This is a genomic window from Veillonella parvula, from assembly GCF_047241225.1.
Taxonomy (GTDB): domain Bacteria; phylum Bacillota; class Negativicutes; order Veillonellales; family Veillonellaceae; genus Veillonella; species Veillonella parvula_O.
Genome location: NZ_JBKTIE010000003.1, coordinates 38,558 through 65,484, shown reverse-complemented (window position 1 = coordinate 65,484; position 26,927 = coordinate 38,558). Strand labels below are relative to the sequence as shown.

Here is a 26,927-nt window from a genome sequence, read left to right as displayed (position 1 = left end):
CCCCATGATTTCACGCATACTGAAAATAAGCAGTACCAAAGATTGGAGGAATAATTATGAGTGGTTCAAACAAATTCTTTTATATTTTGTCGGGTATTGTAAGTATTATCCTAGGGATATTCTTACTATTAAATCCGCTTATTAACCTCTTTGCATTCACTTGGGTTATGTCTATCATCTTCTTTGCCAATGCAATCAGTGGCATTATAAATTATTTTAGGTTGCCTTCTGCAATGAGAAGCGGCTGGCATCTCATTGGCGGTATTATCAACGCTCTATTCGGTATCTATTTAATATTCGGCGGATTTGCATTCCTACCATTAGTACTCCCAATTACAATCGGCGTCTGGATGGTAATTGAAGCCATCTTTATTTTCATTAAATCAAGAAAGTCCGACAGCATGGTATCACTCATGGGACGTAATGCAAAATGGCTTGCACTAATTCTTTTACTATTAGGCCTATTACTTATATTCGAGCCGATCGTTTCTGGACAAGCATTTATCTATTTCATCGCCTTCGGTTTCTTATTTGACGGAATTTATTCCATCGGTGAGGCTTTTAAAAAATAGAATATAACTAAATAATTACACTATAAGATCGACCATGTACTGCCAAAATAGCTGTCATAAATTACGATGTCTATTTCGTATTTGTGGCAGCTATTTTATTTGTTTTGGCTAGCCGTCATGGTAAATGTATTCGCCTACTACATTTGCAAGTGGTTAGACGCTTTTCTAGCCCTTTTATTTAGCAACTAGCCCAACGCTCTAACATTAGCGTAATAATGGGGTTATAGGACAAAAATTAGTACAACCCTGTAGTAATTTAAAATCCCCTTGATCAGTACCAAGATACTCATCAAAGGGATTATATTAATTATGAAAAAGACAAATAGCCCTTCGTTATCCTAGGATTGCTATTAAATTCAAGTCACATCTTAGGCTTTAAATATAACACCATTATGCTCTAGTTGTTCCACTGTTTTTTTACCAATGCCCGGTAGCATCAATACTTCTTGTTTAGTAATTGTTTTAAAATCATCTACTGTGTATAGGCCGGCTTGTGAAAGTGTAATTTGTGCACCGAACCGTATATTGTCATATACCGGATTTCCACGCAAAGCCCCACCTTTAGCAACCTCTACGGGGCTCATATGAGCGGACTCGCGTTTTCCCATATAACTATCATTAGAGTACCGATTTATAACAGTTCGATCGGTAACACGTTCATACGCATCATATAGAGTCTGCCATAATGGACTTTCAAAATCCACTAATTGAGTTGGTAAAAATGAGATAGCAGTATATAAGCTTATTAATTCTCGTGGGTCAGAATCTATGTTGCTCACTTGGTCTACCATATACATAATAGCCTCTAAATGATCTTCTACAAAATCGTTCCAGCGCGTTGCATCTTGTAATAACCAATCAATATCTTCATATTCATCAACAAGATCTGCTAATACATCATGGGCTATCTTGCTTTCACCACACTGCAAAGCCAATAGAATATACAGCATATGCATAGGCAACATGATATCCGGAGCCTGATTAAATGCATTTTGTATATCATCGCAACATGCAAGATATCGCTGATATACCTTGCGGCCGCGATCCCAGTTGGCAGCGCCACAACAAGCAACCATCATATACACAAGAAATCCCGAATGATCTTGCTTGTCTCCGTGAAAAACTGGCGTAAAGCAGGCAATCGCATCATTATACATATTATATTCTAAATATATCATCCCCATGTCGATGAGGCAACGCATATAAGGACGCGTCTCTATTATATTCCAATCTATTTTCTTTGGTTTTTTCAACGATTCTACTAGCTGTTTCAACTGATAAATTTGAAAGCTTGGATGTAACTCAAGGGCTATGAGTTCTCGTTTAGCATCTACTTCATCAGGACATAATGCAAGGATTTCATTGTATAACTTCCTTGATTTCTCATTCGTATCAGCCTCTTCTGCAGCCTCATATAAATCACGTAATTTCATTTCTATCGTATTATTAAAATCACCACGATTATATTGAGTCATAAATGCTTCTAACAAATCCTCAATAGATTTGAAATCAGATTCATGTTCGGATACAAATTGTTTCTGTAAACGTAATAATAACTCACTATAAAAGTTAAACATAGAGTATCTCCTTATACATATGAACGTAAAAATACTACTCATATGTAATATAGCACGAGGGAATATATTAATTCTAGAGGTAATACCTCGACCTATTAATATCTCATCTGAAAATGGGTTGGCAACTAGACGATAAAAATGAGACACCGATTATAGTCGATGCCTCATTCTTTTGGGGGTCTATCAATATTATGTTTATGTTGCAATACATTAGTACACTAATTGACCAGCAAATATACGGTATGTATCGCATGTTTGTAGCAAGTCTTTTACGTATATACGAGATGCTGTATCATCTAATTTCATAGCCAATGCACGACCAAAGGATTTTGCCTTATGAATAAGTTCGCCAAGGAAATTAACAATGGTAAAGAAAATCCCTTGTGGCGTCATAGAATCTGCACCAATAGCAGCCTCAGACTCACCTAGTTGTAAAGAACATACCTATCTCATAATATGAAATCTCTCTAACTTGTTTTCACGATAATTTCATTTATATATTCATTATACAAAATCGATATATTGAGGAGCAATAAACTGAATATAAACTTTATTAGATTTTTCAATGAAAACATGTATCAATTTTGCTCATCTAATGGCTTAGAATCAATGCGTATACCCTGCATTAATCGCCCAGCTTTGCTTGTATGTGCCAGATAGACCCGTGCTGATATCCGCATATAGACTATTATTTGTATTTATACCAAAGCACCACTAATTAGAGGGTAAAAAACAAAGTCCTAAATTACTATAACGTTCTAATGAGTGCTTACCACCCTTAATGAATTTCCAAGAATCTTCATAAGAGTCACAACAAGAAAAATCAGAATTACAAAGAAATGATATAAAATCATCAATATTATCTATATATTTCTCTGAAAACTCTAATGCATAATCTTCCTTTTCTTTATCACTAGCATTTTGAAGATTATATAATACATGATCTAAATTACAAGACATATAATATACCTTATAAGGAATACCATTGTAAATACCACTTGTATTAGTACTCAATGTATCTACATTTTCTCTCTTTTGGACATTTCTAAGACGAATATTCTCTACATTTGAGGTTTTTATAGATATAGGTGAATAAAATGGATCTTTACATGATTCATCAAATCGGATGAGTTTATCATCTATATAAGCACCATCCATATCAACAATATGAACAATCCTATCTATGTCTGACTTCTTAAATTTATCTTTTGTAATCCATGATTTAACCTTGTTTCCCAAATGTGCTTTTATTTTTGATTGATCAATATTTTTATCAGTAGTAATATCACCATGTATTATCTTTGTTACAATACGATCACTATCAAAATATTTAACAAAATACCGTTCTAATGCAGAAGCGTCTGATGGACCTTCCACGATTACTAGCACTATTTTTTTTCGTGCCACTTATATACACCAGCTTTCTTGAAAGCATATGAAATTTCAGCATTTTGTGTTGGTTTATAGACTTCTTCTGCTTGCTCACCTAATGTAATATCCCGATAATAAAAATCTCTTAAATTATTAGATGACTTCACATTTTTAGGACGAATATAACGATTATTAGGATTTGTTGTGGTAAAAGCTATGCATCCTTTATCCAATGTCTCTAAAGGACGCAAATTATGTGAAGTAAAAATCAATTGACCTTTACCTTTTTCAGCTATAATTCGAAGTAACTCCCCTAGTAAATACTCAAAAATACCAGCATCCAATTCATCAACTGCAATAGTAACAGATGGACGATTATATACAGCAATTAATAAACTCAAAATAGATATAATTTTGCGTATACCTTCTGACTCATATTTTAAAGGTATACTTTTATCATTTTTATTAGAAACCAGCATTAAACGTTTACCGTTTTCACCATTTTCTAATAATTCAACGCCTAAATCAGATGCTGAAATCCGTAAGCCTGGAATAATTTCAGATAAAACTAAATTCATCATGCTGATAATATTATGAATTTCATCAACAATAGGTATAGGTAAAGTAACTGGTTTATCTAAAGGTAATGTAATTGTACCGATTCGTCCCATATCATCTTGTTGTACATTTATTTCTAACGGTAATACATTAAGACTGTGTAAACCACTATGAGAGGTTAATACGACAAATAAATCATGATTACCATATTTTACTAACATATGTATAATCATAAAAATATAATTATACTCACTAGTATTTTCAATAAATTCTTGTCTAGAATTAAGACGTTTCAAAAATAGTGAAGAAAATAAAAAAGATCTGGATGTAGCTTGGCAAAGACGTTTATCTACAAGAAAATCAGTCATATCATCATAGTGTTTACCAAATAAAATTTCAAATTTGCTTTTAGGTACAAACACTTCTGTAGTATCTGTATTAGCAATTATATTCTTCCTAATCGATGTAGTACGGTTTTCCATTCTATACTGTAATACTTCTTTTTTTACAATAGGTATAGTTTTTATAGAATCTATATTGTCTGTATTACTATCACTAGTAACCTTATTTCTAGCTAATTCTACATCGTAATATACATGTATATTATCATCATCAATTTGTAAAGAAAATTCAAAAGAGAGTTCTGCCAAATCACTATTGATATTAATATAATCAACTAAATGATCTGGTAGTCTCTGCCCCATCAATAACTGTTTTAATATATCAATCGCATTAATTAAAACCGTTTTTCCTGAGCCATTTTGCCCGTATAAACCTAATAAGTTTGATGAAGAACATTTCTTATCTACGTTCAATTTAATATGACCATATTCAACATTCTTTAGATTTTTAATTGTAATCTCTTCTAAACGAACAATAGGCGTATTCATAGTTGATTCTCCTTTTCTTGTCAATAGTGTATCACAAACTTGACAAACAAAAAAGAAGAACTGTAAAAACAGAATAAAAAATTCCGTTTTTACAGTTCATGCATAGATATTTATTATAGAGCCACTAATAATAAGGATTATATAAGAAGCAGTTATTAATATTGAAAATTGTTCACTTTTTTCATCATAAAACTTAGAATAAGTTGATATTCATAGCAATTATGAAAGTATCTATACTAAAAGAAATTAAATCCTATACAACACTAAACTTTTTCCAAAACACACTTATTAATATATCCAAATAAAAGGAGTAAATAGTCGAAAGATTCTTTGCTTGTAAATGATACTCTAAGAATGTACAAAAATGATGATATAAGAATGTACAATTTTGATTGTATCACCGATACTATAGTTGAGGTGATAACAACATGCAATACGTATACGGTATTAACAGTTCATTTACTATAACATCATTATTAGACTTACCAATATTAAGAGACACTCTGGATGCTTGCAATTTGAAACCTAATATTACAAGCGTGTTCTATGGCAATATTTGGTAGACAACCATGGACTCACAGCTACTTACTCTACATTTCGTGGTTATATTTCAAAGGTACCAGTATTTCAATCCTATTTTGATAGAAAACAAACATCGCCTAGTACGCAACATACGATTCGCTTTGAAACCGCACCAGCTGAACAGGCTCAAGTGGATTGGAAAGAGAATATTAAATTCCTATTGCCTGATGGAACATACATAACTTTTAATATATTGCTGATGACATTAGGCTATTCTCGATACAAATTAGCAAAGGTCACGTTCGATAGAACTACTGAAACACTACAAGATACATTGGTAGAATTCTTTGAGCAATTACAAGGTGTTCCTCATGTACTAGTAACAGATAATATGAAGACTGTGATGGCACAACCGAGGCTAGCTGGAGTTAAAGGACAGCTTCATACCAAAGCAGAACAATTTTCAAGTGACTTTAGCTTTACATTTAAACCTTGTATTGCGCGCCGTCCACAAACGAAAGGTAAAGTAGAAAGCCAAATGAAAATTCTAGATGAAATTCATGCTTACCAAGGGAAATTGACAATACAGGAAGTGGAAGAACAGATTCAAAAAATTATTTTACGTAGCAATCTAGCAATTTCTCAAGCCACAAGACAAATACCGTCTGTACTGCTTGCAAAAGAAAAGGAATCTCTTACCCCACTTCCAACAAAAGTGATAAGAGATTCCTATCGCATAGAACACCCAAAAGCTAAGGTTTCAACGAGTAACCTCATTAGCTTTCGTGGTAGCCACTATTCTGTACCACCAGGATATGTGGCCAAATCTATGACCTTAAAGACCATAGATAAGATGCTATACATATATGATAGCACAGAATTGATTGCACAGCACCTATTAAGTGGTAAGAAGGTTAACTATTTGCCGTCTCATTACGAGGCACAATTGCAGAAAACAATTCCTTATCTAAATTCTGAAGATGTAAAAGCTAAAGCAAAATCTAATTTGGAAAAGATAGGAGCTATCTATGACACTACAGACTAATTACCAACGATTACAAGACAATTTAGCGTATCTAAAACTAAAACAATGTATACTACACCTCGATGAAACAATTGAATTAGCTAATAAACAGAACTTATCTCATATTGAGTGGTTACTGAAGCTTAGTGATTACGAGGTCGATATTAAACGACAAAACGTCATTAACCATATGGTAAAAATTAGTAATTTTCCTCATTTGAAAACACTAGCTGATTTTGAATTTTCATTTCAACCACAAATTAACGAAGTGCAAATTAAGAATTTAGCGTCATTGGGTTTTATGGAACGAGCTGAAAACATTGTATTTCTTGGATCTAGTGGTGTTGGGAAAACACATTTAGCTACCTCACTAGGGATTGAAAGCTCTCGTAACAGACGAAGTACTTATTTTATTAAATGCCATGATTTAATCCAAAATCTTAAAAGAGCAAAGGATGAAGGAAAATTAGAAACTCGGCTCAAGCATTACACACGCTACCAATTACTCATTATTGATGAAATTGGTTATTTGCCATTGCAGCCAGGAGATGCTAATTTGCTATTTCAAATTATTGATAGACGGTATGAACAGAAAAGTACCATCGTAACCTCTAACATTAATTTTGATGAGTGGGCTACCATATTACATGATGAGCGAGTAGCTAATGCTATTGTTGATCGATTACTTCACCATGCACATGTGATTAGCATAACTGGAGATTCATACCGGTTACGAAACCATATGCAGCAGAAGGAATAACTGTACATTGTACATCGTCAAAATTGTACATTCTTATATTGACATTTACATATTATTTAGATAGTTAGAATGGTATTTTATCTTCAGCAAGATAAGGTTCAATTATTTCCATATCAGCCGTATGTCTACCACGATTATAACATTGGTCATTTTTATAATATATATCCATAATTTCTTGAAGATCTAAAGCATTAAATTCCGCTACATGAATTTTTAAAAAAGACATATAACAATCCGCGTCATCATATCCCAAATATGTTGGAACAGCGTTAACCATAATCTTAGCAAATTCTACCAAATTAAAATCTTCACAAAGTTTAACTGATTCAAAAATTTCCTTAATATATTTATTTTTATGAAGAGATGAAGTATCTTTGAAAAATCCGTACTCAGACCTTGGGTCATGAGGATAAAAAGCACGATATGCTACTAAGCCTGTTGGGATTAATATACGTGCTTTTAAATATTCGAATACTTCCTCATTTTCTCTAATAATTTCCATTATAATAGAATATTTTAATACCATAGAAACTAAAATTTCAGCACGAACAGAATTGTTTTTTAATTCATCAACACTGATTTTAGAGAATTCATCCAATATTGCCTGCTCTCGGAGTAGATCTATTCGACCTTCTTCTATCAAATAAGAGGTCATAGAAAATAAGAAGGCATATACTCCAAGTATATTTCTAATACACTCCTCATCGTCTGTATTATATAGAAATTTAAGAAATGTTTTATATGATTTTTTTAATGAAATATTAGTCATTCTCTTTAAATATTTATCTGTAATTTTTTTTCTTATTGATTCATCCAATCCATCTGGATCAAATATTATCTGCTCAGTAAACTTTTCAACATCATGTTTTGCAATCTCAAATAAATCCATAATAAATGGAGCTTTCACAGAAAGAACATGATCATACATAGAGCAAATCATCATTTTAGCATGATAATCATTAGGAACATATAGAGAATTATCATTCACTTTCAAATGAGCACATTTATTCCGGCAATTTCTAAGATATTCAATATCCTCTATGAACCTTTCAAAATACAAAGAACAATTATCTTTAAAAAAATCAATAATTTCACGCTCTACTTTTGAATATTTTTCATCTGAACTTATCATACCATTAACTTTTTCTAATTGTTGCCTTGCTTTACTATCACCTTCATCCGCCATAGTTTGTAACTTAATAAATAAATCATAAATCACAAATGAATATAATAAAACTATCGTCGCTCGATAATTCTGACTATAATACGATTGCAATATTTCTTTAAAATAGTTTCGAGAGTCTGAATTATCAAATACACGTAAGTCTTTTTCATCATATAACATATAACCACCACCCAATAATAGTATTAGTTAATCATATTAATATATTAAATAATTACATAGACAATATTATTATATCAAAATTAATATATTTATTTATTTATAATAACCATCAACAAAGACCTCTATAATATAAAACAACCCCTCAAAATGTATTTTGATTTAAAGTTAAAATAACTTTTATCTCAATCCATTATAGAGGGGCTTTCTTTTTACACACTCGCTTTCACAAGTGCTTGTGTATATGGATGTACCGCTTCTTTAAGTCGTTTTGATTCGATGGTTTCTACGATTTGTCCGTCTTTCATGACGATGATTCGGTCTGTTACAGCTTGTAATAGTCCGATATCATGGCTGACGAATATGTAGCCGAAGGGTTGTTCCGTATGGAGTTTTTGTAATAGGTCTAGCACCAGCTTTTGATTCACCGCATCAAGGGCTGATGTAGGTTCGTCAAAGAGTACTAGTTTTGGATTCATCAACATTATTCGTGCTAATACAACGCGTTGCAATTGACCGCCGCTGACCTCATGCGGGTATTTGTTAACGATCGTTTCAGGTAGGTCTACATGTTGAATCCACTTACGGATATCGTCCTTTGCTGCCGCTATATCCATGAGACCATAGTTGATATACGGCTCTAAGAGAAATGCTTCCAAGTTCATCCTCGGTGGAATCACCGCCAAGGGATTTTGGAACATCATCTGCATAGAACGATATATGTCTCTATAATTTTGAATAGAATGTATTTCCTCACCAAAGAGTCGTAAGGTGCCAGAGGTAGGCTTTTCCAATAAAGCAATCAGTCTAAGCAGAGTACTTTTACCGGAACCACTACCACCAGCAATACCTACGCGTTCATTGGGAGTCACGGAAAAGGATACGTTATCAACGGCACGAACCGTATGATGGTGGTTTGTATATTGTTTACATAAATGCTCAACTTGAATCATACTACACCACTTTCATTACGGAATCTAACAAAATACGAGTATACTCATCCTTTGGATGGGCCATAACCTCTGTGGCGGATCCCACTTCAACGAGTTGCCCCTTATTCATAACCCCAATGCTATTGGCAATGCGAGCAGCCGCCTTGATATTATGGGTTACAATAATCACCGTTGCTCCAAGAGCCTGCGTTACCTCTTTCATAAGGTCCAATACAGAGGCTTGCACGAGCATATCTAGGGCACTAGTCGGTTCGTCAGCAAATACGATACCAGGCTTCAAGATGAGACTCAAGGCTATTGCTAACCGTTGTTGCATGCCACCGCTCAATTGAAACGGATAGGACTGCAAGATACGCTCTCCGTCAGTTAAGTGAACAAGATTAAGCATATCTATAACGCGGCTTACATCATAGCTTTCACCATGGGCACGGAATAAATCTTTAAAGTGATTTTCTACGGTTCGATTTGGGTTTAGATAGGCGCTGGGATTTTGAAAGATCATGGAAATCTTTGTGCCCCGCAATTGTCGCCAATCGCTATCACTTAATGTAGAAATATCGGTGCCGTTTAGCAAAATTTGACCACTAATGCTAGCTTGTTTCAACATACCAAAGGCGGCACGAACTAACGTAGATTTACCAGAGCCGCTTTCACCAACGATAGCAAAGACCTCACCATTGGGCACGGAGAAGGATACATCGCGTACCGCTTGCTCCGTACCATATGAAATTGTAACCTTATCAAATACGATACAATCAGATTTATTCAATAGTAGAATCCTTTGTTAATAAGTAGTAATCGATTGGATGTACCGGTACATTTTTAACTTTTGTAGTGGATACAACTGTTGCACTTGGATACAACAAATAGATATCTGCTACGTCATCAACTAAGATTTGTTGCGCTTGTTTTGCAATATTAGAGCGTTCATTTTGATCAAATGTTACTGACAATTGGTCGATTAACGCATCTACTTGAGGGTTAGAGTAGCCACCAACGTTTGCTTTCGCACCAGTTTTGTAGAATAAGCTGAGGAACCAGTAAGGATCGTTTGTAGGCATAGTCACTACATTGCGTTCTACTAAATCGAAACCATCTGTACCAAGTGTATCTACTTCATCAGGGCTTTGTAATTTCTTAAGAGTTACAGCAATACCTGCTTTTTTCAATTCTTGTTGAATTTCTTCGTATAAGCTTGTGTCTTTACCCCAAATAGCAATAGTAATCGCTAATTCTTTGCCATCTTTTGCATACATGCCGTTTGCATTCTTAGCGTAACCAGCTTGAGTCAAGATTTGCTCAGCTTTCGCCACATCTGTCATCGGTTTATTAGCAATCGCATCATAACCTAAATTGGCAGATGGAGGGAATGGTGCCGCCCCTGGTGTAGAGCCATTGCCGATGATTTTAGCCATGGAATCATAGTTAATGATATGAGCAATAGCGGAACGTACAGCTTTATCATGCAATGGAGATGCTTCTGTGTGATTTGCTTTCAACATAAACACACGAACGCCAGCAACATCTTGAATATTGAAACCGTCTTTGAACAAGCTGCGGTTAGCAGAGTCCACTTTTTGAATTACGTCTACGTCTTTAGATTGCAACGCCATAGCGCGTTTATTGTTGTCTTCGATATCTTTTACAGTTACAGAATCAAGACCTGGTTTGCCGCCCCAGTAATCTGCGAAGGCTGCAAGTTCAATTGTTTCACCTTTTTTGAAAGCAGTGATTTTATAAGGGCCTGTAAGAACTGGTTTAGATGCTACGTCTTTAAGATCTGCAGTATCCATGATAACGAAAGCAGGTTCAGTCAAGCTAGATAACAAGGAACCATTAGGCTCTGTAGTTTTAATGATCAAGTTTTGACCATCTACTGTGATGGACTCGATTTTAACAGCTTTCGCGGAACGAGCACTTTGTTTCATCGTGTACTCGATAGACTCTTTAACCTTTTGAGGCGTCATAGGCGTACCATTATGGAACTTTACATTTTCACGGATGTGGAATTTCCATGTTGTAGGGTCCACATTTTCCCAAGAATCTGCCAATTGTGGGGCAAATTTCATATCCGGTGTTACAACGGCTAAGTTTTCACCTGCACCGATACGAGTCAATGTCCACGCATCCCATTCGTGAGTTGGATCTAATGTTTCACCAAACCAATACAAACCAACATTCATATGCTTCCCTTGTTTGCTGTCTTTAGCAGTATCATTACCACAGCCGACCAAGAGAGCTACCATGCATAGCATGGACAAACATGCTAACAACCAACGTTTCATAATATCTCCTTTAAAATATATCGCCTCGTTGAGGCTTTCACCATAAAAAATCTAAACACAGCACGGTTAACGAGATACATCGAGGGCATCGCGCAACGCATCGCCAATATAGTTAAATAAAACAACAGTAATAAAAATAGCGAGCCCCGGGTAAATTAGCAGCCACGGCGCCGTTTGTAGAAAATCTCGGGAGCTCAACAAGATAGCGCCCCACTCCGGATCCGGCGGTTGTACACCGATGCCGATGAGCGAAAAACTGGCTACCAAAATAATGGCGTCCCCTAGATGTTGAATAATAACAATCACCAACGGTGGCAATACATTCGGCAGAATATAGCGCCACAAAATTCGTAGATTTGAAGCGCCCGACATGCGAGCAAAGGTAATGTACTCCGCGTGGCGTTCAATCTGTACGAGGCCCCTCGTGATACGGGCATATTCCGCCCATTTCGTAATACATAAGGAAATGATTACATTCGTTATGCTAGGACCCATGATACCGATGAAAGCAATAGCTATAACCATATTCGGGAAGCCAAGTACTAAATCGATTAAACGAGATAACCAACGGTCAACGCGAGGTGTAGAGAACCCTGCTAATCCACCAATAGCGATGCCAATGGCCCCACTAATACCAATGATGGTGAAAGCAATCCCTAAAGAGGCTTTACCACCGTACAGAATACGAGACCACACATCACGACCGAGTTGGTCAGTACCTAATAGATGGGTACTACTAATGTCTTGTAAGCGGTCCGCGATACTCGTTGTTTCAGGATCAAAGGGTGCTATATAGGGAGCGCATAAGAAAAATACGATCCACAGAGCTGCTAATACCAACATAGCGTATAAGGTATAGGGCTTTTGTCTATTCATAGGAGCCTCCTTTTATGGCGGCTCTTCGCTTCGGATTCAGCCAAACACTCAATATATCAATGATGATATTAATCACGATGAACACCAAGGTAATCCAGATGATATAACCTTGCATCAATACATAATCGCGAGCCATAATGCCCTGCACCATCATATAACCAATACCTTTTATGGAGAATACCGTTTCAATAACGGCAGAGCCACCTAGCATAGCGCCCATAGTTACTCCCATCATAGGCAGCAATATAAGACCCACATGAGGGAATATATAACGGGTGTAGACCATCCATTCTGGCAAGCCCAATGCTCGCGCCCCCTGTACAAAGGGCTGTCGCGACACTTCTAAAATAGCATTGCGCAATCGACGAATGTAGAGACCACATATCCATAAAGCAAGGGTTACTGCGGGCAGAACATAGGCAGAAAAGCCATTGGTATTCGTTACCGACACTAGCTGTAATTTAACACCGAATAAGTACAGTAATAATAAACCGACCCAGAACCCAGGGATTGCTAATGCTAGGAATGTAACGAGACGAACCCCATGATCAATCCATGAGTCTTGATACTTTGCAGATAACATACCGAGCGGTATGGTCGCCACTATCCCCATAACAAGAGCTAAGGATACTAGCCCCAAGGTATTTGGCAAGGCACCGCCAAGAATGGTCGCCACTGGTAAAGCGTACAGAATGGACTCACCAAAGTCCCCTTGTATAATTTGACCTAACCAACGTAGGTATTGCTGCCACCAAGGGTCATTGAGCCCCAACTGCTCTCGTGTCTGTGCAACTACAACTGGATCTGGTGTAGCTCCTAGAAGATTAAACTTCATCGACACGGGATCAATAGGAGATAATTTTATCAATACAAATGTACCGATGGTAACAACCAATAAAATACCTACAATACTTGCCAAACGCTGTAGTATTAATCGATACAATACATCACCTGCCTTCTTTATCACAAAACAGTTATATTTTATTTTAACAGTTATTCAAATTTTTAGATATACCCCTATATGTATATTAGAATGATTCTCATTATGAAATTTTAGCATATATACTAAAACGGCCCCTCATACGAGGAGCCGTTCTATATAAAACCCTTACAGTGTCCATGCGAGTGCTTCACTACAGCTCGCATGCCTATCCCATTAGGCCTTGACTTTTATATTATTTTGTATGTTGTTTTGGGGCTACCGTATTAGCAACGATTGCTTTAGCCATGTCACGAGTTACAGGGCGTTCGAAGTACATCCCATGAGTTTGTCCGTCTTTTGTCCAACCTATGAGATATACCATTTTATTACCGCCTTTGAAAACAACCTTTGTGCCGTTTACTTTTTCATTAGCTGTTACACGAAAATCGTTATAATCGCCGCTGATATCTTCTTTTATTTCATTGGCTATGCGATGGACGATGCGTTTGCCTGCAGCTTGATTACGAGTAGCGTCTTCACCAGCTTGGTAAACATAAACTACTTGCAATATATCTTTTTCGATAGTACTTACAGACTCAATGTTGTAACCTACAGGTAATACCTTAGGCATTTGAGGTGTAATGTTCATATATTTAGCCGCTTCATCTACAGTAGCAAACTCATGAAACGGGCTTGGCATACCAACCATTGGCGCTTCTTGTTGAGCTACCACAGATTTAGGTTGATCTGGCTTTACATCAAGAGTACCTTGAGCACCAGCAACAGTATAAGAAGCTACACATACACAAGCAACTGCCATCAAGACCAATTTTTTAACCATGGGTATAATCTCCCTTCGCTCAACACGAAAATTATTAAAAACACATTTATTTTGTATGTGATTTTTCCTCAACAATATTACGAATTATAGCCTTCGCCATATCTCGCATAATGGGATGCTGAAACTCTAAAGAGTGATTCTGCCCATCTTTCATCCACGATACAAGATAGACCTTGTTTTTATCACCTTTGAAAGTAACCTTTGTACCATCTACACTTTCAGTTTCTATAACCTTATGAATCTTGTGGTCACCGCTAATATCACCAGTTAACTTAGATGTTCGATATATAATAAGTGCACCGCTAGCTTTGTTGTAATATGGCTCCGCACCAGGTCCATAGACATAAACAACTTGTAATATATCTTTTTCTAAGGTTATGACAGATTGAATATTAAAGCCTACAGGTAACAACTTTGGCATCTGTGGTGTTATATTCATATACTCCGCTGCTTGTTGAACTGTGGTGAACACATGTACCGGACTCGGCATAATAACATTTGGTTCTGCCGCTTCAACTGATATGCCACCAATCACAGGCATAGACTCACCTTTATTAGCCGGCGCTTCGGCACTAACAATGTTATATAAACCAATAGATGCACATACTAAAGAAGCTACTAGTAATATCTTTATCTTTGTTGTCATAACAACAATCTCCGAAAATAAGTTTCGTAAAATTATATTTATCAAAACTTTCCTATCGATTATATACTAAATGAAATAAAATTTCAAATAACTATTTCTTATGCACCATAAACCCAGCTGCTTGTTGGTTAGCCATGATTGTGACATCAGAAATTTGCAAGCGTTTAGGTTGGTTTGTTACGTATAGTACAACATCCGCCACATCCTCAGGTTGGATCGCATCGATGCCGGCATAGACAGCTTTAGCTCTTTCAGCATCACCGTGAAAGCGGACTTCACTAAATGGAGTCTCTACGATGCCCGGTTGAATGGTTGTGACCTTAATATCCGTAGCAATCGTATCCATGCGAATACCATCGCTCAACGTCTTAACGGCCGCCTTTGTAGCACAGTAAACAGCGCCACCTGGATATGCGTATATACCAGCAGTAGAGCCCATATTCACAATATGGCCTGCGTTTTTATCAATCATATAAGGTAGTACAGCCTTTGTTACATATAAAAGACCTTTCACATTTGTATCAATCATAGTCACCGCATCATCGACAGCACTATCTTGGAAAGGATCCAAACCTTGCGCAAGACCTGCGTTATTTACGAGGACATCAACGCCACCAAACGCTTCAATTGCTGCTGGAACCTTGCTTTCAACATCCTCACGACTACGCACATCAAGAACCAAAGTCTCAACGCGCACGCCATATTCCTTAGACAAACGAGCCTGTACCTCAGCCAACACCTCAGTGCGACGACCGGAAATCAAAACATTATCGCCATACTTTGCATATGCCTCGGCAATACAAAGACCAATACCAGACGTTGCACCAGTAACAAAAACATTACGAGCCATAAATACCTCCTTATCAATCCGAACTATATCTATAGCCTAATTATACCACTTTAATATGTAATGGACTCTAGTCCATTCTCCTATACTAATAAAAATGATACATTGGCGCATATAGTATTAAAAGAACACATAAAGTGGCATATGGATTTAGGAATATGATAATAAAAAGAGGATACCCTTTCTTAAACCGACTTTTCCTCTGTATAAATAATATGTCGGCGCAGTGGTTTATAATACTTGAACATTTGAGCTCTACAGCAACAATAAACCAAATAGGGATACCTATTCAAAGCCGCCTTGGGCGCTTTTCCCTTCTCTCTAAAATGACATATTGACGCATTTGAAGGCAAAACGCATAGAAATGAAAAAGGATTACCGTTCTGGAAGCGACTTTCCCTTTGTATAAATAATATGTTGGAGCATTTGTTTATAATACACTAATATTTGAGCTCTACAGCAGCAGTAAGCCAAATAGGGATACCTATTCGAAGCCGCCTTGGGCGCTACGCGTACCCATGAAGGCTGAGGATAGGTATCCCTATGTCTTATTTAGTCTGATAAGTAGAGCTCAAATACTACGTCTTTTATTTCAAATGCGCCAACATATCATTTAACACTTCCATGCAATCCCCCACGATCCCATAGTTAGCGTGTTGGAAGATTTCTGCATTTGGATCGTTATTGATAGCCACGATTGTGTCAGCACCAGAGATACCGCTCACGTGTTGAATAGCACCAGAGATACCGAATGCCAAGTATAGTTTAGGGCTTACAGTTTTACCTGTTTGGCCTACTTGGTATGGCAATTCTATCCAGCCCTTTTCTACAAGGGGACGTGTAGCACCTACAACACCGCCGATAGCATCGGCAAGTTCGTAGAGCTTATCGAAGTTCTCCTTAGAACCCATACCGCGGCCGCCGGCTACGATGATATCTGCTTCTTGGATGTTGTAACCATCTTTGCTGAACGGAATGAAGTCAAGGCGCTTCATGCGAATATCTTCAGGTTTAAGGTCAAATTGTTCAATTTGAATACGGCCCCAGCTATCTGCAATGCGGTCCGGCTTTTTAAATACATTAGGACGGACAGAGCCCATTTGTGGACGATGATTTGGAGAAATAATTTCAGCTAAAATATTGCCACCCAAGGCAGGACGCGTCCATTCTACAAGGCCTTCTGTAGTATCTACCGTCAAAATGGTACAGTCAGCTACGACACCATTTTTCATGCGACCTGACATGCGAGGTGCCAAGTCACGGCCATTATTCGTAGCGCCAATCAAAAGGATATTAGGCTTATGGTCTTCAAAGAAATCTGTCAAAACCTTTGTATAGCCGTCTGTTGTATAGTATTTTAAAAGAGGGCTTTCAAAAACGTGAACAATATCGGCACCATGTGCCACAAGTTCCTCCGCCTCGGATTGAACATTCTCACCAAGAAGCATAACTTGAACGAGTTGGCCCAATTCCTTAGCGATTCGACGAGCTTGACCGATAAGTTCGTACGTAACCGGATGCACTACGTCATCGATGGTATCGGCTACGACAAAGACATCTCTATATTCATCAAAATTTGTCACTCCCATTATCGATCACCTCCTTTGGAACCTTCTCCACCTTTAACGGCCGCTAAAGCCTTAAACTCACTAGAGGATACACTTTCAACAGTGGCAGCCCGCTGCACAGGATCTTTTACATCCACGCCCTCATCGTTGTTATCTACAGGCTCATCCACAGGTTCTTCGCTAGGCACCAATAGATGAGAAAACTTTTCTGGCTTGATATTATAGGCCAATTCAAGAACCTTTTTAGCCCCTTCTTCCACGGATGAAAGCATTTCTACCTTGCCCCGAAGCGGTGGTTGATATACCTTACGAACGCGCGTAGGAGAGCCATTGAGACCAATACGGCTTTCATCAATATTAGGCATATCACGCAATGTAATATGGGAAATTTCATAACGTTTCGCGTAAATAGAGCTCCAAAGCCCTGGTTGACGAGGCTCATTGAGTTCAGCCGTAGCTGTTACCAATAATGGTAATGGAGCCTCAATCACTTCATAACCATTTTCATGCTCTCGTTTCACAATCGCCTTTTGAGCCGCCTGATCTACGGTCAACTCACAAGCATACGTAGCTTGCGCCATGCCTAGTTCCTCCGCAATTTGAGGACCTACTTGCGCCGTATCCCCATCGATAGCCTGCTTGCCGCAGAAAATCATTTGGAACTCGCGATTCATGGTACGTTGAATATGACGAATGGCAGAGGCAATCGTATAGCTTGTAGCCAATGTATCAGCACCGCCGAAAGCACGGTCTGTAATAAGCACCGCATCATCTGCACCGAGGGATAAACACTCGCGAAGTGCCGCCTCAGCTTGAGGAGGCCCCATAGTGACAACGGTTACACGACTACCTTCATATTGGTCTTTTACCGCAAGAGCTGCCTCTAACGCATGCATATCGTAAGGGTTTACAATACTAGGCAGACCTGTGCGGATGAGATTATTCGTTTCCGGATCCAGCTTAATCTCAGATGTATCTGGAACCTGTTTGATACATACTAATAACTCCATACACTCACCCCTGTCTAAATTCTACGCCCTTAGCGTTACGCGGATATTTCCAAGTTTTTACGATTGTTTCGCCACAAAGAACACGGCAGGTGCCGCACTCAAGACACCCAGCGAAATCAAAGGCTAAATCACCATTTTCTTGTAATGTATATAGACCGGCAGGACAGCCGTTTACGAGTTTCATTTTCTCTTCCAAGCTAAAGCCAGCGCCATCCACAATAATATGAGGAGACGTTTCATCTACATAGTATTTATTGGCGCCCAAGCGCTCTTCTAGTTTCATAGGGAACGCACCCCTTTCCAAGCATCACGAATCAAGGTAACTAAACCAACGTCACTTACACTACCCATCAATTTTTTCATCATTGGTACTGCACCATCACCATTTACAGTGAATACATCGCGCATCACATGATTCACAAGAGCTGGATACTCTTTGAATATGCGAGGATTTGATGCGAGGAAGGCAGGCATATTTTTATAAAGCTTCATGTCCTTATATAACCAAGAATTCTTGATTTGACGTTCATACAATTTAGCAACGCGCTCCATGTTTTCATCGCGCAATGCTACGTTAACCGCATCGGCTGCACACATGCCAGATTCGATGGCAAGGTCCATCCCACGAATGGTATACCCCAAGTTCATACACATACGCGCCGCATCACCAACGATAACATACCCATTACCGCCCAATGTAGGCAGAGCTTTAAAGCCGCCTTCTGGCACGAGATGCGCACTATGCTCCTTCAATTGACCATTTTTCAATAATGGTGCAATTCTTGGATGGCTTGTGAAAGCTAGTAGCATTTCATCTACCGATTTATTTGCTTTACCGATATCTTCAAGGCCTACAACCATACCTACGGAAAGGCTGTCTTTATTCGTATAAATAAAGCCACCGCCCAATAAGCCATCGGTCATATCGCCCAAAGTAAGCCACGCCATCCCCTCATCGCCAGATAGCATGAGACGATTTTCAAGATCCTCTTTTTTGAGTTTATATACTTCTTTCACCCCTACAGCCATTGTTTTTGGATCTGTAGGACCTGTAAGACCAGCTTCTTCCAATAATAATGTATTAGAACCTTCTGCGATGATAACTAGTTTTGCATATACTTCGTCATCGTGACAGCGAACCCCTATTACACGGCGACGTTTTCCTTCACCTTCGGTAATAAGCTCAGTTACCTGTACATTAGACACGAGGAGAGCCCCTTTTTTCTCCGCCTCTTCTGCTAACCATTTATCAAATTTAGCACGCAATACTACGTAGGATTCTTCATTAGGTTCACCATCTTGGTAACTATACTCGATAGTGGTCATTTCATTGCCTGTACCAATAGAAATACGCTCTTTTGTCACCTTTCGTTCCAACGGCGCACGGTCTCTAAAGTCCGGAACAAGACGTTCCAAAGAATGTGTATAAATGCGTCCCCCCATCATGTTTTTAGCGCCTGGTGCGGTACCGCGTTCGATGAGTAAAACTTTTACCCTCTGCTCCGCAAGGCGTAATGCCGCCGCAGAACCTGCTGGCCCTGCGCCAACAACGATAACATCAAATGTTTCATTGCGATCAATTGCCATATACTCAGCTCCTTTAAATGAAAGCTTAGACTTACATAAGTTCATATAGTATATATATTTCTCTATTTAGAACCAAAATACCTTTAAAAATTATCACAGAAAGATGAATATATTCTATATTTTTCAGAAATATATTATAAAAGTCTCTACAGGTTGTATATATACTCATTATATATTAATACTAATGTATACTTTCCGTTCTAAATAAGTGCAATAAAATTCATCAATTCGTGAAATTTATAAGTAAGTCTAGCTTTCACGGTGAAAGTAGCGTATGATAAAAGTAGCAAAAACCCTATACGGAGCAAGACGCGTATAATACGACCGCATAATGCAAGTCCACGGTCAAGGTTGGGAACTCGTTATTTTTTAATTAAGAGGAGGCCCTATGGACCCGTTAAAAATCTTGAAAGCATTATCAAATCCGCATCGGTTAGATATTATATTGTGGCTAAAACACCCAGAGAAAGAATTCGGTGTACAAGTACACTCTAACACTCTTATCGATTTTCCACATAGTGTGAGCGTTAAGAGCATCCAAAAGCGCTGCGGTGTATCTCAATCTTCTATTTCTACATTTATGAGCATTTTAGAAAATGCTGAACTTGTAGAATCGCGTAAAATCGACCAATATACCTATTTCCGTCGCAACGAAGAGGTTATTCACGAATTTGGCGAATGGTACAACAAAGAAGTATCCATCCAGTCTGATGAAATTGACAAATTATTAGAAACGGTTATCTTAGAAGACACTTCATATCCAGCAACTGAAGAAAGCTCCATACCTAGCGAGCAACTGGCAGTCGAAATACGTACTAAGGGACCGCATCATGATGAAGAAAGTAAATAAAAGCCCTTCCCTACTTACCATATCTAGGGAAAAACGAAAAGAGCTATAATTTTGAATATTATAGCTCTTTTTTACGTAATACTATACCATACATGGTATCTATATAACGGGTTATAGGACAAAACGTGTTGCGAATTTAATCCCATGAATTGAAAAAAGATTGATCATAATTATGTAAATCACTCCAAACAATGGCATCACCCCATGTTGGAATTGAACTTTCTAACCTAGATTGTAGTATCATGGTATTATATATGTCAGAGATACTTTTATTGGTCGGCATAACCTTAAGTATTTCTTTAAATGAAAGCGGGTTCGGTGAGTACACATAGCACCACCAGAACACCGCTTTTATTCGTCTTTCAATGGACATCCCACGGTGATTACGTAACATAGTGCGTAATTGTGCGTTAACTCCGCCTTCAATTCGATTATTTGTAGCTGGACATTCAAATTCTAAGGATTCGTCTAAATAGGTAAATAATAGATTTTTATTGATTAATTTAACCAAAGAATTTTCTGCCTTTATTAGACGTTCATGCTTGAGTCGTATTGTCCCATATTCATCTATTGTTGTTCCAGCTAAAAATACTTTATGCCGTATTTTCCAAGACATTACATTTTGAACCCAAAATGTGGCTTGATCCTGTGTTTTTATGACTAATAATGCTTTTGCTAATCCATATAATTCATCTCCAGCAATACTTTTGGGCCGTGTCGTTGTATAGCGCTTAACTTGTTGAAATGCATGGAAAATACACCTTTGGGAACCCACATTAGTTCTACCGTGTTTTCTACAATTCAAACCACAATTAAAATATTTAACTTGTTTCATAAAAATACTCCTTCTAAAAATAACATCTTTCTAGAAAGATAAAACCCTATTCAGCCTTGTAAATGAAAGGGCTTCCAGTTTTTTACAACACGTTTTGTTTGTCCTTTATAGTTTACTCAAAAAGATAAAATGCCGATGCAGCTAGTTATTTACTAGCTGCATCGGCATTAAAAATAACACAATCTATCCTATAACTCGTATTACTAAAAGATGACTCTTTGTTAAATATTAAAGCATTTAGTCTGCAAGTCTTCTTTAATATTACTCATATAATATTTAGTTAGTAGTATTTTATTGCTAAAAACAGAATACAATTATATTTAGCATACAAAGTATCTATATCCTATTCTAATAATTCTATATTATACTTTTTGATAATTTCATTAAATTCACTAATATGTAGAGAAACTTGTGCCTTATTTTCTCCTTTAATCACCTTATGTATTATATTATTCATCCGACTATAATCAGCTTCATTCTCATTAAGACTATCAGCTTTATATCTCATAATATATTTTTTATACATTTGCATTGTATAAGCACAAGCACTAATTACTTCATATAATGAATCTTCAGATGATAAATTATAAGTATCCGCACAACCTAACCCGGCAGGATCTTCACCTTTATTTACTTTACGCTGTAAATATTTCTCCCAACTATTTCTAATAAAACACTCATATCGTAAAGCCTCCATTACATTTCTCCTCCACACAGTACCCCTTAACTTATATACGTCAAGCATTAAAATTATATTTGTAACAAATCCAGTAAGACTCCAAAGTTAGTACATTGTGCAGAAAATGAAATAGTATTAATACTTGAAGTGTTTTGTTTTGGTGTATTAATACAATCATTAGCACATTCAATAATCTTCATAATTTGTTTAGAATTCGTTTTATCATATTCCTCGTTTAAAAATGCTCCAAGCATATGATTTAATCTCGTCCTACTTATAATACTAGAATTCATTAACTGAATATGTGCTAATAGCCAAACTTCAAAAGCCTCATTAGTAAATATTAAAGTCACATTATTATTATTTCTTTCATCATCACAAATTTTATTAAATTGTTCTACTGTTAAATCGTCCTTATCAATAGATATATAAAAGTGTTCATATTGAATATTTCTAGCTATTCCATAAGCGTTTCCACTAGTTAATCCTTCAGTAATAGCCTCTGCTCCACATGGATTAATCTTCTTTATATCTATTGAAGCCCCTCGAATTTTTTGTTTTATGATATTTAAATAAATTTTCTCCGTTTCACCATCAACAACAATAAGCCGTTTAACCTTTTGTCTTCGCCCTGCTGATACCCTACTCATGTCGATTCCTCAAAATATCAAGTAACATATCCTCATTAATAATTTGATTACCTCCATATAACCCATTTTGATAATTCTTTTTTAACTGATTCATTGTAGGTATAGAGTCAAAATCAAATGCACTATATAAATCTGATACACCTTGATAGTTTTTATCAACAAACCAAATCTGATCGCTACGCAAAGAATTATTTATAATCTCATTATTATGAGTTGTTAAAATAAATTGATTCTTTGTATTCCATTCGTTAAATAATCTTATTAATACCTCAACAAGTTTAGGATGCAAGGAACGATCAAACTCATCAATTATAAAGACAGTATTTTTATAATTATACTGCAAAATATACATAGCAAGCATTATAAAAATTTTTGTACCAGTACTTTCAGCAGACCAATTCAATATAAATTTATTTCCATCCTCACCTAAATGAACAAAATCTACCTGTAACTGCTTCCTCTTAAATTCAGTATTTTCATCATATATAATTTCAGATACATTAATATCAGTAATATTAAAGTCAGCAGCTTTAAGGAAAAATAATGTATTCTCTTTTAATTCACTATTACTTAATAACGGCTTAAAAATCTGCTGATCCAATATTGAGTTTCCTAATAAGCGGGGAGCCACAAGATCTTGACTAAACCACTCATAAGCTTCTTTCGCCTCTAAGACATTATTATTTTGTGCAAAATATAAAAGCGGCTGATTATTACGTACTGAATTTTTTAACATTTCTAATATAGGAGGAACAGTAAATTCTAATTTTTCCCGATTGAACACGATGTGTTCATTAACATATAATGATTCTTCACTTATAAATTCCGCATTATAAACAATGGAATATTTAAAGAGTTTATTATTTTTATAAAAGCGAATACAAAACTTAGTGTTCTCCTTATTAGAAGCATATGTATCTGTAAATAAAGGTGTTAAATCTGATGCAGTACCTAATAAAACCACTTCACGTAACATTACTAATGCATAAAGCAAATTAGACTTACCCGCAGCATTGCCACCTAAAATATAAGCAGATTTTAATATATGTGTATCTTTCTGTCGATGAGTATTTTTTCTTTGTAGTCGAGAAATACTATCTCCCACATCCATTGAAAAAGTAGCCCTATTTTTAAAGGATCTTACATTCTCAAAGGTAAAATCTAATAGCATAACTATCTCCTATTTAATATATTCTATATTTAGTGTAGTGCCATTATAACATAATAAAAATACAATTACATCAAATAATACTGATTAAACCAAACGTACAAGCTTTACCATCAATTCAATATGTTAGAAGCACTTTAACTGTAACTCCCTAACTACCTCAACAATTAATTACATCTTTCAACTTTCTCGCGCTTACCTGTATGCTTTTGTCTGATAAAAAGAGACCTGAAGATCCGCCCACGAATACATCTGCACCAGCATGTCTCATATGAGATGCATTTTCCAAGGATACGTTGCCATCAACCTCCAACATAATATGTCCATATCCTAAAGAATCTAACATATTACGAGTGTCTTGAATTTTCTGCAATGTCATAGGTACCATTTTACGACCTGCAAACCCAGGATTAACAGCCATGATATTAACCATTTTTATATTATCCAAAACGTAGTGAATTGACTCGATAGATGTTGCGGGACTTAATGCGACAGAGGGCAACGCCCCTTTTCCCTCTATTAACTGTAAACTTCCCAACACATTAGATGTGGATTCATAATGAATAGATACGATATCGCCCGGTCTAATATCAAACCAATCTAGTTTACGTTCTGGATTAGTAATCATCAAATGAATATCAAACGGTAGCTTAGTTATAGAACGAACAGCTTTTAAGAATAGGTTATTTAACATTAAATTAGGAACGAATTCACCGTCCATAATATCCATATGTAAATATTCAATTCCGGCCTGCTCTAATTCACGTATATCTTTTTCTATATCTAGCAAGTTAGCACACATCAGCGATGCAGATAATTTTGCGGGTAACATATTCTTCTCCCAATTCTATTAATTAATAAACATAACCTTACATACATGCTCAGTTCTTTGTCGCATCTTTTCAAACGCCACTTGATAATCACTAAACTGATATCGATGTGTTATTAACGGCACTCCCTGAATTGTATTATCATATAACCCCTGAATAGCACTTTTCCAATCGTCTATATAATCATTGTGGCTACTATTCCACGTACCTCGCAACTGTAGCTGTTTGCGCAATATAGCCCAATATTCTTGTTGTGAAAGTTCTATATCACCTTGCGGATTTCCCATCGTTAATACGACACCTTCCGCCTTACAAGCCATCAAAGCCTGTCCAAGAGGTTTCGATGCACCCGTACCTTCAATACAATAATCAACGCCGGTACCATCCGTCATAGCTTTGATAGATTCTACAACATCTTCATGCTCACTATTAATAATCTCATAAAAGCCCAACTCGTGGGCAAACTGAATTTTCTTATCATCTCGAGCAATCCCGATAACACGTGCCCCAAAAGCCTTCGCCCACATAGCACAAAGCAATCCAATCGGCCCTAATCCCCATATAGCGATTGACTTCAGTCCTTGAACACCACACTGTCTGATAGCATGCAAAGCAACTGATGCCGGTTCAGCCAAAGCCGCTAATGATAAATCCATATCATCCGGAAGAAAAACCAGATTGCTGATTTTGACATTTAGTTGTTCGGAAAATCCCCCGTCACGACGAGAGCCATAATAATCATAATTAGTGCATAATTCATATTTACCAACTTTGCAAAATTCACAAATTCCGCATGGAACCAAAGGAAAAACAACAACCTTTTTTCCAATCATATGTTGATTATCTGCATCAGCGATAATACCAGAAAATTCATGGCCTGGAACGGTAGGAAAATGATATGTTCCTTTACTAAATACACGCGGTACATCACTGCCACAAATACCGGCCGCTTTAATCGATACAGTCACTTCATCGCTTTCACGCTTAGGTAATTGAACATCATCATATCTCAAATCACCTACAGCATGTAAGACTAATGCTTTCATAACTTATCTCCTATCAGTCAAAATCGTTTTAAATAACATAATATCTTCTTGGGTTGTGATCTTTAAATTGTTAGAAGATCCCAGAGATTTTCCTACCGGTTTGTTATAATGCAACAATAACTGGGTTGGAGAATCAATGCAATATCCTTCATCAATAGCGATATTATATACTTCATTCGCTAAGGATATACAGATTGATTCCGGCGTTTGTCCACGGAACAATTTTTCTCTTGGATACACACCGTCAATTATATTGCCGTCTTCACTGACAAACATGGTATCAAAGCAAGGTGCCAATGCTAAAGCAGCCCCTTGCTCACGCGCCACTAAAATACTGCTGTTAATTTGATCCGATGTAACACAAGGGCGCACTGCATCATGAATGATTATGATATCATCATCCGCCTCGGTGAATTTATTGGCCTCATCAAGTCCCTTTTTAATAGACTCAAAGCGGGAGTTGCCTCCCGTTATAATCGATACTACTTTGTTAAAGCCAAATTTATTTTTTAATCGTTCTATATAGCTTTCCCAGCTGGCAACACAAACCACAACAATCGAATCTATTTCCATGGTTTGCTCAAATGTTTCTAATGTGTAAGCCATGATTGGCTTATGTTCAACCTCTACAAACTGTTTAGGAATGTCTGCACCGAACCGATTACCTACGCCCCCAGCAATAATCAATGCAATATTCATGTACACGTCCCCTTATATT

27 protein-coding genes and 1 pseudogene are annotated in these 26,927 nt (G+C 36.9%); 4 read left to right on the top strand and 24 right to left on the bottom strand.

The features are described 5' to 3' along the window. Positions 1-56 precede the first annotated feature (56 nt). Positions 57-572: a DUF308 domain-containing protein gene (locus ACLRYO_RS06340; RefSeq protein WP_278452008.1), complete on the top strand. Its 516-nt coding sequence runs from the start codon at positions 57-59 to the stop codon at positions 570-572. Positions 573-940: 368 nt separating this feature from the next. Here the strand turns inward: ACLRYO_RS06340 and ACLRYO_RS06335 are convergent, their stop codons facing one another. The 4 genes from ACLRYO_RS06335 to ACLRYO_RS06320 all read right to left on the bottom strand — a co-directional run bounded on the left by ACLRYO_RS06335 (position 941) and on the right by ACLRYO_RS06320 (position 4,968). Further along, positions 941-2,149, bottom strand: coding sequence for a hypothetical protein (locus ACLRYO_RS06335; protein WP_278452009.1), 1,209 nt, complete (start codon positions 2,147-2,149; stop codon positions 941-943). Between the two features lie 210 nt (positions 2,150-2,359). Continuing rightward, on the bottom strand, positions 2,360-2,542 hold the full coding sequence (locus ACLRYO_RS06330; protein ID WP_278604359.1) for a hypothetical protein: 183 nt from the start codon (positions 2,540-2,542) through the stop codon (positions 2,360-2,362). A gap of 321 nt (positions 2,543-2,863) precedes the next feature. Next, the gene (locus tag ACLRYO_RS06325) at positions 2,864-3,556 is read right to left on the bottom strand and encodes a hypothetical protein (RefSeq protein ID WP_278604360.1); all 693 of its coding nucleotides are present in this window, start codon (positions 3,554-3,556) and stop codon (positions 2,864-2,866) included. Beyond that, positions 3,538-4,968 (bottom strand): AAA family ATPase, encoded by a 1,431-nt coding sequence (locus ACLRYO_RS06320; RefSeq protein ID WP_278604361.1) that lies wholly within the window; start codon positions 4,966-4,968, stop codon positions 3,538-3,540. The genes ACLRYO_RS06325 and ACLRYO_RS06320 overlap by 19 nt, the downstream gene beginning before the upstream one ends. 556 nt (positions 4,969-5,524) lie before the next feature. Here ACLRYO_RS06320 and istA point away from each other — a divergent pair. Both istA and istB read left to right on the top strand, forming a co-directional pair. Further along, positions 5,525-6,535, top strand: a complete 1,011-nt coding sequence (gene istA / locus ACLRYO_RS06315; protein WP_278604362.1) for an IS21 family transposase — start codon at positions 5,525-5,527, stop codon at positions 6,533-6,535. Then, entirely contained in the window at positions 6,519-7,274 is a 756-nt protein-coding gene (gene istB / locus ACLRYO_RS06310; protein WP_278618648.1) for an IS21-like element helper ATPase IstB, read from the top strand. The genes istA and istB overlap by 17 nt, the downstream gene beginning before the upstream one ends. Before the next feature lie 64 nt (positions 7,275-7,338). Here istB and ACLRYO_RS06305 read toward each other — a convergent pair whose 3' ends face one another. The 13 genes from ACLRYO_RS06305 to ACLRYO_RS06245 form a co-directional block, all read right to left on the bottom strand. After that, positions 7,339-8,619, bottom strand: coding sequence for a hypothetical protein (locus ACLRYO_RS06305; protein ID WP_278618649.1), 1,281 nt, complete (start codon positions 8,617-8,619; stop codon positions 7,339-7,341). A gap of 209 nt (positions 8,620-8,828) precedes the next feature. Then, positions 8,829-9,569: a dipeptide/oligopeptide/nickel ABC transporter ATP-binding protein gene (locus ACLRYO_RS06300; RefSeq protein ID WP_316597949.1), complete on the bottom strand. Its 741-nt coding sequence runs from the start codon at positions 9,567-9,569 to the stop codon at positions 8,829-8,831. A gap of 1 nt (position 9,570) precedes the next feature. Further along, positions 9,571-10,338, bottom strand: coding sequence for an ABC transporter ATP-binding protein (locus tag ACLRYO_RS06295; protein ID WP_316597950.1), 768 nt, complete (start codon positions 10,336-10,338; stop codon positions 9,571-9,573). Next, the gene (locus ACLRYO_RS06290) at positions 10,331-11,854 is read right to left on the bottom strand and encodes an ABC transporter substrate-binding protein (RefSeq protein ID WP_316597951.1); all 1,524 of its coding nucleotides are present in this window, start codon (positions 11,852-11,854) and stop codon (positions 10,331-10,333) included. The genes ACLRYO_RS06295 and ACLRYO_RS06290 overlap by 8 nt, the downstream gene beginning before the upstream one ends. 66 nt (positions 11,855-11,920) lie before the next feature. After that, a complete protein-coding gene (locus tag ACLRYO_RS06285) occupies positions 11,921-12,730 on the bottom strand; it encodes an ABC transporter permease (protein WP_008603309.1) in 810 nt (269 codons plus the stop codon). Further along, positions 12,723-13,673 (bottom strand): ABC transporter permease, encoded by a 951-nt coding sequence (locus tag ACLRYO_RS06280; protein ID WP_316597953.1) that lies wholly within the window; start codon positions 13,671-13,673, stop codon positions 12,723-12,725. Before ACLRYO_RS06280 ends, ACLRYO_RS06285 begins: the two co-directional genes overlap by 8 nt. Before the next feature lie 232 nt (positions 13,674-13,905). Then, positions 13,906-14,493, bottom strand: coding sequence for a hypothetical protein (locus tag ACLRYO_RS06275; RefSeq protein ID WP_316597954.1), 588 nt, complete (start codon positions 14,491-14,493; stop codon positions 13,906-13,908). 46 nt (positions 14,494-14,539) lie between these two features. Continuing rightward, complete coding sequence (locus tag ACLRYO_RS06270) at positions 14,540-15,139, bottom strand: hypothetical protein (RefSeq protein WP_278604366.1); 600 nt, start codon at positions 15,137-15,139, stop codon at positions 14,540-14,542. Between the two features lie 91 nt (positions 15,140-15,230). Continuing rightward, the gene (locus ACLRYO_RS06265; protein WP_278604367.1) at positions 15,231-15,989 is read right to left on the bottom strand and encodes an SDR family NAD(P)-dependent oxidoreductase; all 759 of its coding nucleotides are present in this window, start codon (positions 15,987-15,989) and stop codon (positions 15,231-15,233) included. 584 nt (positions 15,990-16,573) lie between these two features. Then, entirely contained in the window at positions 16,574-17,575 is a 1,002-nt protein-coding gene (locus ACLRYO_RS06260) for an electron transfer flavoprotein subunit alpha/FixB family protein (protein WP_118091137.1), read from the bottom strand. Continuing rightward, the gene (locus tag ACLRYO_RS06255; RefSeq protein WP_118091138.1) at positions 17,575-18,564 is read right to left on the bottom strand and encodes an electron transfer flavoprotein subunit beta/FixA family protein; all 990 of its coding nucleotides are present in this window, start codon (positions 18,562-18,564) and stop codon (positions 17,575-17,577) included. The genes ACLRYO_RS06260 and ACLRYO_RS06255 overlap by 1 nt, the downstream gene beginning before the upstream one ends. Before the next feature lie 4 nt (positions 18,565-18,568). After that, positions 18,569-18,847: a ferredoxin family protein gene (locus ACLRYO_RS06250; protein WP_004694335.1), complete on the bottom strand. Its 279-nt coding sequence runs from the start codon at positions 18,845-18,847 to the stop codon at positions 18,569-18,571. Further along, positions 18,844-20,151, bottom strand: a complete 1,308-nt coding sequence (locus ACLRYO_RS06245; protein ID WP_118091139.1) for an FAD-dependent oxidoreductase — start codon at positions 20,149-20,151, stop codon at positions 18,844-18,846. The genes ACLRYO_RS06250 and ACLRYO_RS06245 overlap by 4 nt, the downstream gene beginning before the upstream one ends. Before the next feature lie 388 nt (positions 20,152-20,539). Here ACLRYO_RS06245 and ACLRYO_RS06240 point away from each other — a divergent pair, with 388 nt between their 5' ends. After that, on the top strand, positions 20,540-21,001 hold the full coding sequence (locus tag ACLRYO_RS06240; protein WP_077707904.1) for an ArsR/SmtB family transcription factor: 462 nt from the start codon (positions 20,540-20,542) through the stop codon (positions 20,999-21,001). A gap of 136 nt (positions 21,002-21,137) precedes the next feature. On the opposite strand, the pseudogene ACLRYO_RS06235 reads toward ACLRYO_RS06240, so the two are convergent. The 7 genes and pseudogenes from ACLRYO_RS06235 to ACLRYO_RS06205 all read right to left on the bottom strand — a co-directional run. Then, positions 21,138-21,767 (bottom strand): annotated as a pseudogene (locus ACLRYO_RS06235) (IS256 family transposase); the annotation flags it as partial. 412 nt (positions 21,768-22,179) lie between these two features. After that, positions 22,180-22,533 carry a hypothetical protein gene (locus ACLRYO_RS06230; protein ID WP_413084769.1) on the bottom strand — a complete coding sequence of 118 codons (354 nt, stop codon included), beginning with the start codon at positions 22,531-22,533 and terminating at the stop codon, positions 22,180-22,182. 53 nt (positions 22,534-22,586) lie between these two features. Further along, positions 22,587-23,165 carry an RloB family protein gene (locus tag ACLRYO_RS06225; protein ID WP_413084767.1) on the bottom strand — a complete coding sequence of 193 codons (579 nt, stop codon included), beginning with the start codon at positions 23,163-23,165 and terminating at the stop codon, positions 22,587-22,589. After that, the gene (locus tag ACLRYO_RS06220; protein ID WP_413084766.1) at positions 23,158-24,336 is read right to left on the bottom strand and encodes an AAA family ATPase; all 1,179 of its coding nucleotides are present in this window, start codon (positions 24,334-24,336) and stop codon (positions 23,158-23,160) included. The genes ACLRYO_RS06225 and ACLRYO_RS06220 overlap by 8 nt, the downstream gene beginning before the upstream one ends. A 157-nt stretch (positions 24,337-24,493) precedes the next feature. Beyond that, entirely contained in the window at positions 24,494-25,165 is a 672-nt protein-coding gene (locus ACLRYO_RS06215) for a ribulose-phosphate 3-epimerase (protein WP_413084765.1), read from the bottom strand. Positions 25,166-25,183: 18 nt separating this feature from the next. Further along, complete coding sequence (locus tag ACLRYO_RS06210) at positions 25,184-26,209, bottom strand: galactitol-1-phosphate 5-dehydrogenase (protein WP_413084764.1); 1,026 nt, start codon at positions 26,207-26,209, stop codon at positions 25,184-25,186. 3 nt (positions 26,210-26,212) lie between these two features. Next, entirely contained in the window at positions 26,213-26,908 is a 696-nt protein-coding gene (locus tag ACLRYO_RS06205; RefSeq protein WP_413084763.1) for an IspD/TarI family cytidylyltransferase, read from the bottom strand. Positions 26,909-26,927: the final 19 nt, after the last annotated feature.

What these genes read in the sequence shown, in the direction of transcription:
- ACLRYO_RS06275 (WP_316597954.1), bottom strand. Translation starts at nt 14,493, where the DNA reads ATGGTTAAAAAATTGGTCTTGATGGCAGTTGCTTGTGTATGTGTAGCT.
- ACLRYO_RS06250 (WP_004694335.1), bottom strand. Translation starts at nt 18,847, where the DNA reads ATGAAACTAGAAGAGCGCTTGGGCGCCAATAAATACTATGTAGATGAA.
- ACLRYO_RS06305 (WP_278618649.1), bottom strand. Translation starts at nt 8,619, where the DNA reads ATGTTATATGATGAAAAAGACTTACGTGTATTTGATAATTCAGACTCT.
- ACLRYO_RS06290 (WP_316597951.1), bottom strand. Translation starts at nt 11,854, where the DNA reads ATGAAACGTTGGTTGTTAGCATGTTTGTCCATGCTATGCATGGTAGCT.
- ACLRYO_RS06300 (WP_316597949.1), bottom strand. Translation starts at nt 9,569, where the DNA reads ATGATTCAAGTTGAGCATTTATGTAAACAATATACAAACCACCATCAT.
- ACLRYO_RS06220 (WP_413084766.1), bottom strand. Translation starts at nt 24,336, where the DNA reads ATGCTATTAGATTTTACCTTTGAGAATGTAAGATCCTTTAAAAATAGG.
- ACLRYO_RS06320 (WP_278604361.1), bottom strand. Translation starts at nt 4,968, where the DNA reads ATGAATACGCCTATTGTTCGTTTAGAAGAGATTACAATTAAAAATCTA.
- ACLRYO_RS06245 (WP_118091139.1), bottom strand. Translation starts at nt 20,151, where the DNA reads ATGGCAATTGATCGCAATGAAACATTTGATGTTATCGTTGTTGGCGCA.
- ACLRYO_RS06230 (WP_413084769.1), bottom strand. Translation starts at nt 22,533, where the DNA reads ATGGAGGCTTTACGATATGAGTGTTTTATTAGAAATAGTTGGGAGAAA.
- ACLRYO_RS06240 (WP_077707904.1), top strand. Translation starts at nt 20,540, where the DNA reads ATGGACCCGTTAAAAATCTTGAAAGCATTATCAAATCCGCATCGGTTA.
- ACLRYO_RS06270 (WP_278604366.1), bottom strand. Translation starts at nt 15,139, where the DNA reads ATGACAACAAAGATAAAGATATTACTAGTAGCTTCTTTAGTATGTGCA.
- ACLRYO_RS06210 (WP_413084764.1), bottom strand. Translation starts at nt 26,209, where the DNA reads ATGAAAGCATTAGTCTTACATGCTGTAGGTGATTTGAGATATGATGAT.
- ACLRYO_RS06265 (WP_278604367.1), bottom strand. Translation starts at nt 15,989, where the DNA reads ATGGCTCGTAATGTTTTTGTTACTGGTGCAACGTCTGGTATTGGTCTT.
- ACLRYO_RS06260 (WP_118091137.1), bottom strand. Translation starts at nt 17,575, where the DNA reads ATGGGAGTGACAAATTTTGATGAATATAGAGATGTCTTTGTCGTAGCC.
- ACLRYO_RS06255 (WP_118091138.1), bottom strand. Translation starts at nt 18,564, where the DNA reads ATGGAGTTATTAGTATGTATCAAACAGGTTCCAGATACATCTGAGATT.
- ACLRYO_RS06285 (WP_008603309.1), bottom strand. Translation starts at nt 12,730, where the DNA reads ATGAATAGACAAAAGCCCTATACCTTATACGCTATGTTGGTATTAGCA.
- istB (WP_278618648.1), top strand. Translation starts at nt 6,519, where the DNA reads ATGACACTACAGACTAATTACCAACGATTACAAGACAATTTAGCGTAT.
- ACLRYO_RS06215 (WP_413084765.1), bottom strand. Translation starts at nt 25,165, where the DNA reads ATGTTACCCGCAAAATTATCTGCATCGCTGATGTGTGCTAACTTGCTA.
- ACLRYO_RS06335 (WP_278452009.1), bottom strand. Translation starts at nt 2,149, where the DNA reads ATGTTTAACTTTTATAGTGAGTTATTATTACGTTTACAGAAACAATTT.
- ACLRYO_RS06205 (WP_413084763.1), bottom strand. Translation starts at nt 26,908, where the DNA reads ATGAATATTGCATTGATTATTGCTGGGGGCGTAGGTAATCGGTTCGGT.
- ACLRYO_RS06340 (WP_278452008.1), top strand. Translation starts at nt 57, where the DNA reads ATGAGTGGTTCAAACAAATTCTTTTATATTTTGTCGGGTATTGTAAGT.
- ACLRYO_RS06225 (WP_413084767.1), bottom strand. Translation starts at nt 23,165, where the DNA reads ATGAGTAGGGTATCAGCAGGGCGAAGACAAAAGGTTAAACGGCTTATT.
- ACLRYO_RS06330 (WP_278604359.1), bottom strand. Translation starts at nt 2,542, where the DNA reads ATGACGCCACAAGGGATTTTCTTTACCATTGTTAATTTCCTTGGCGAA.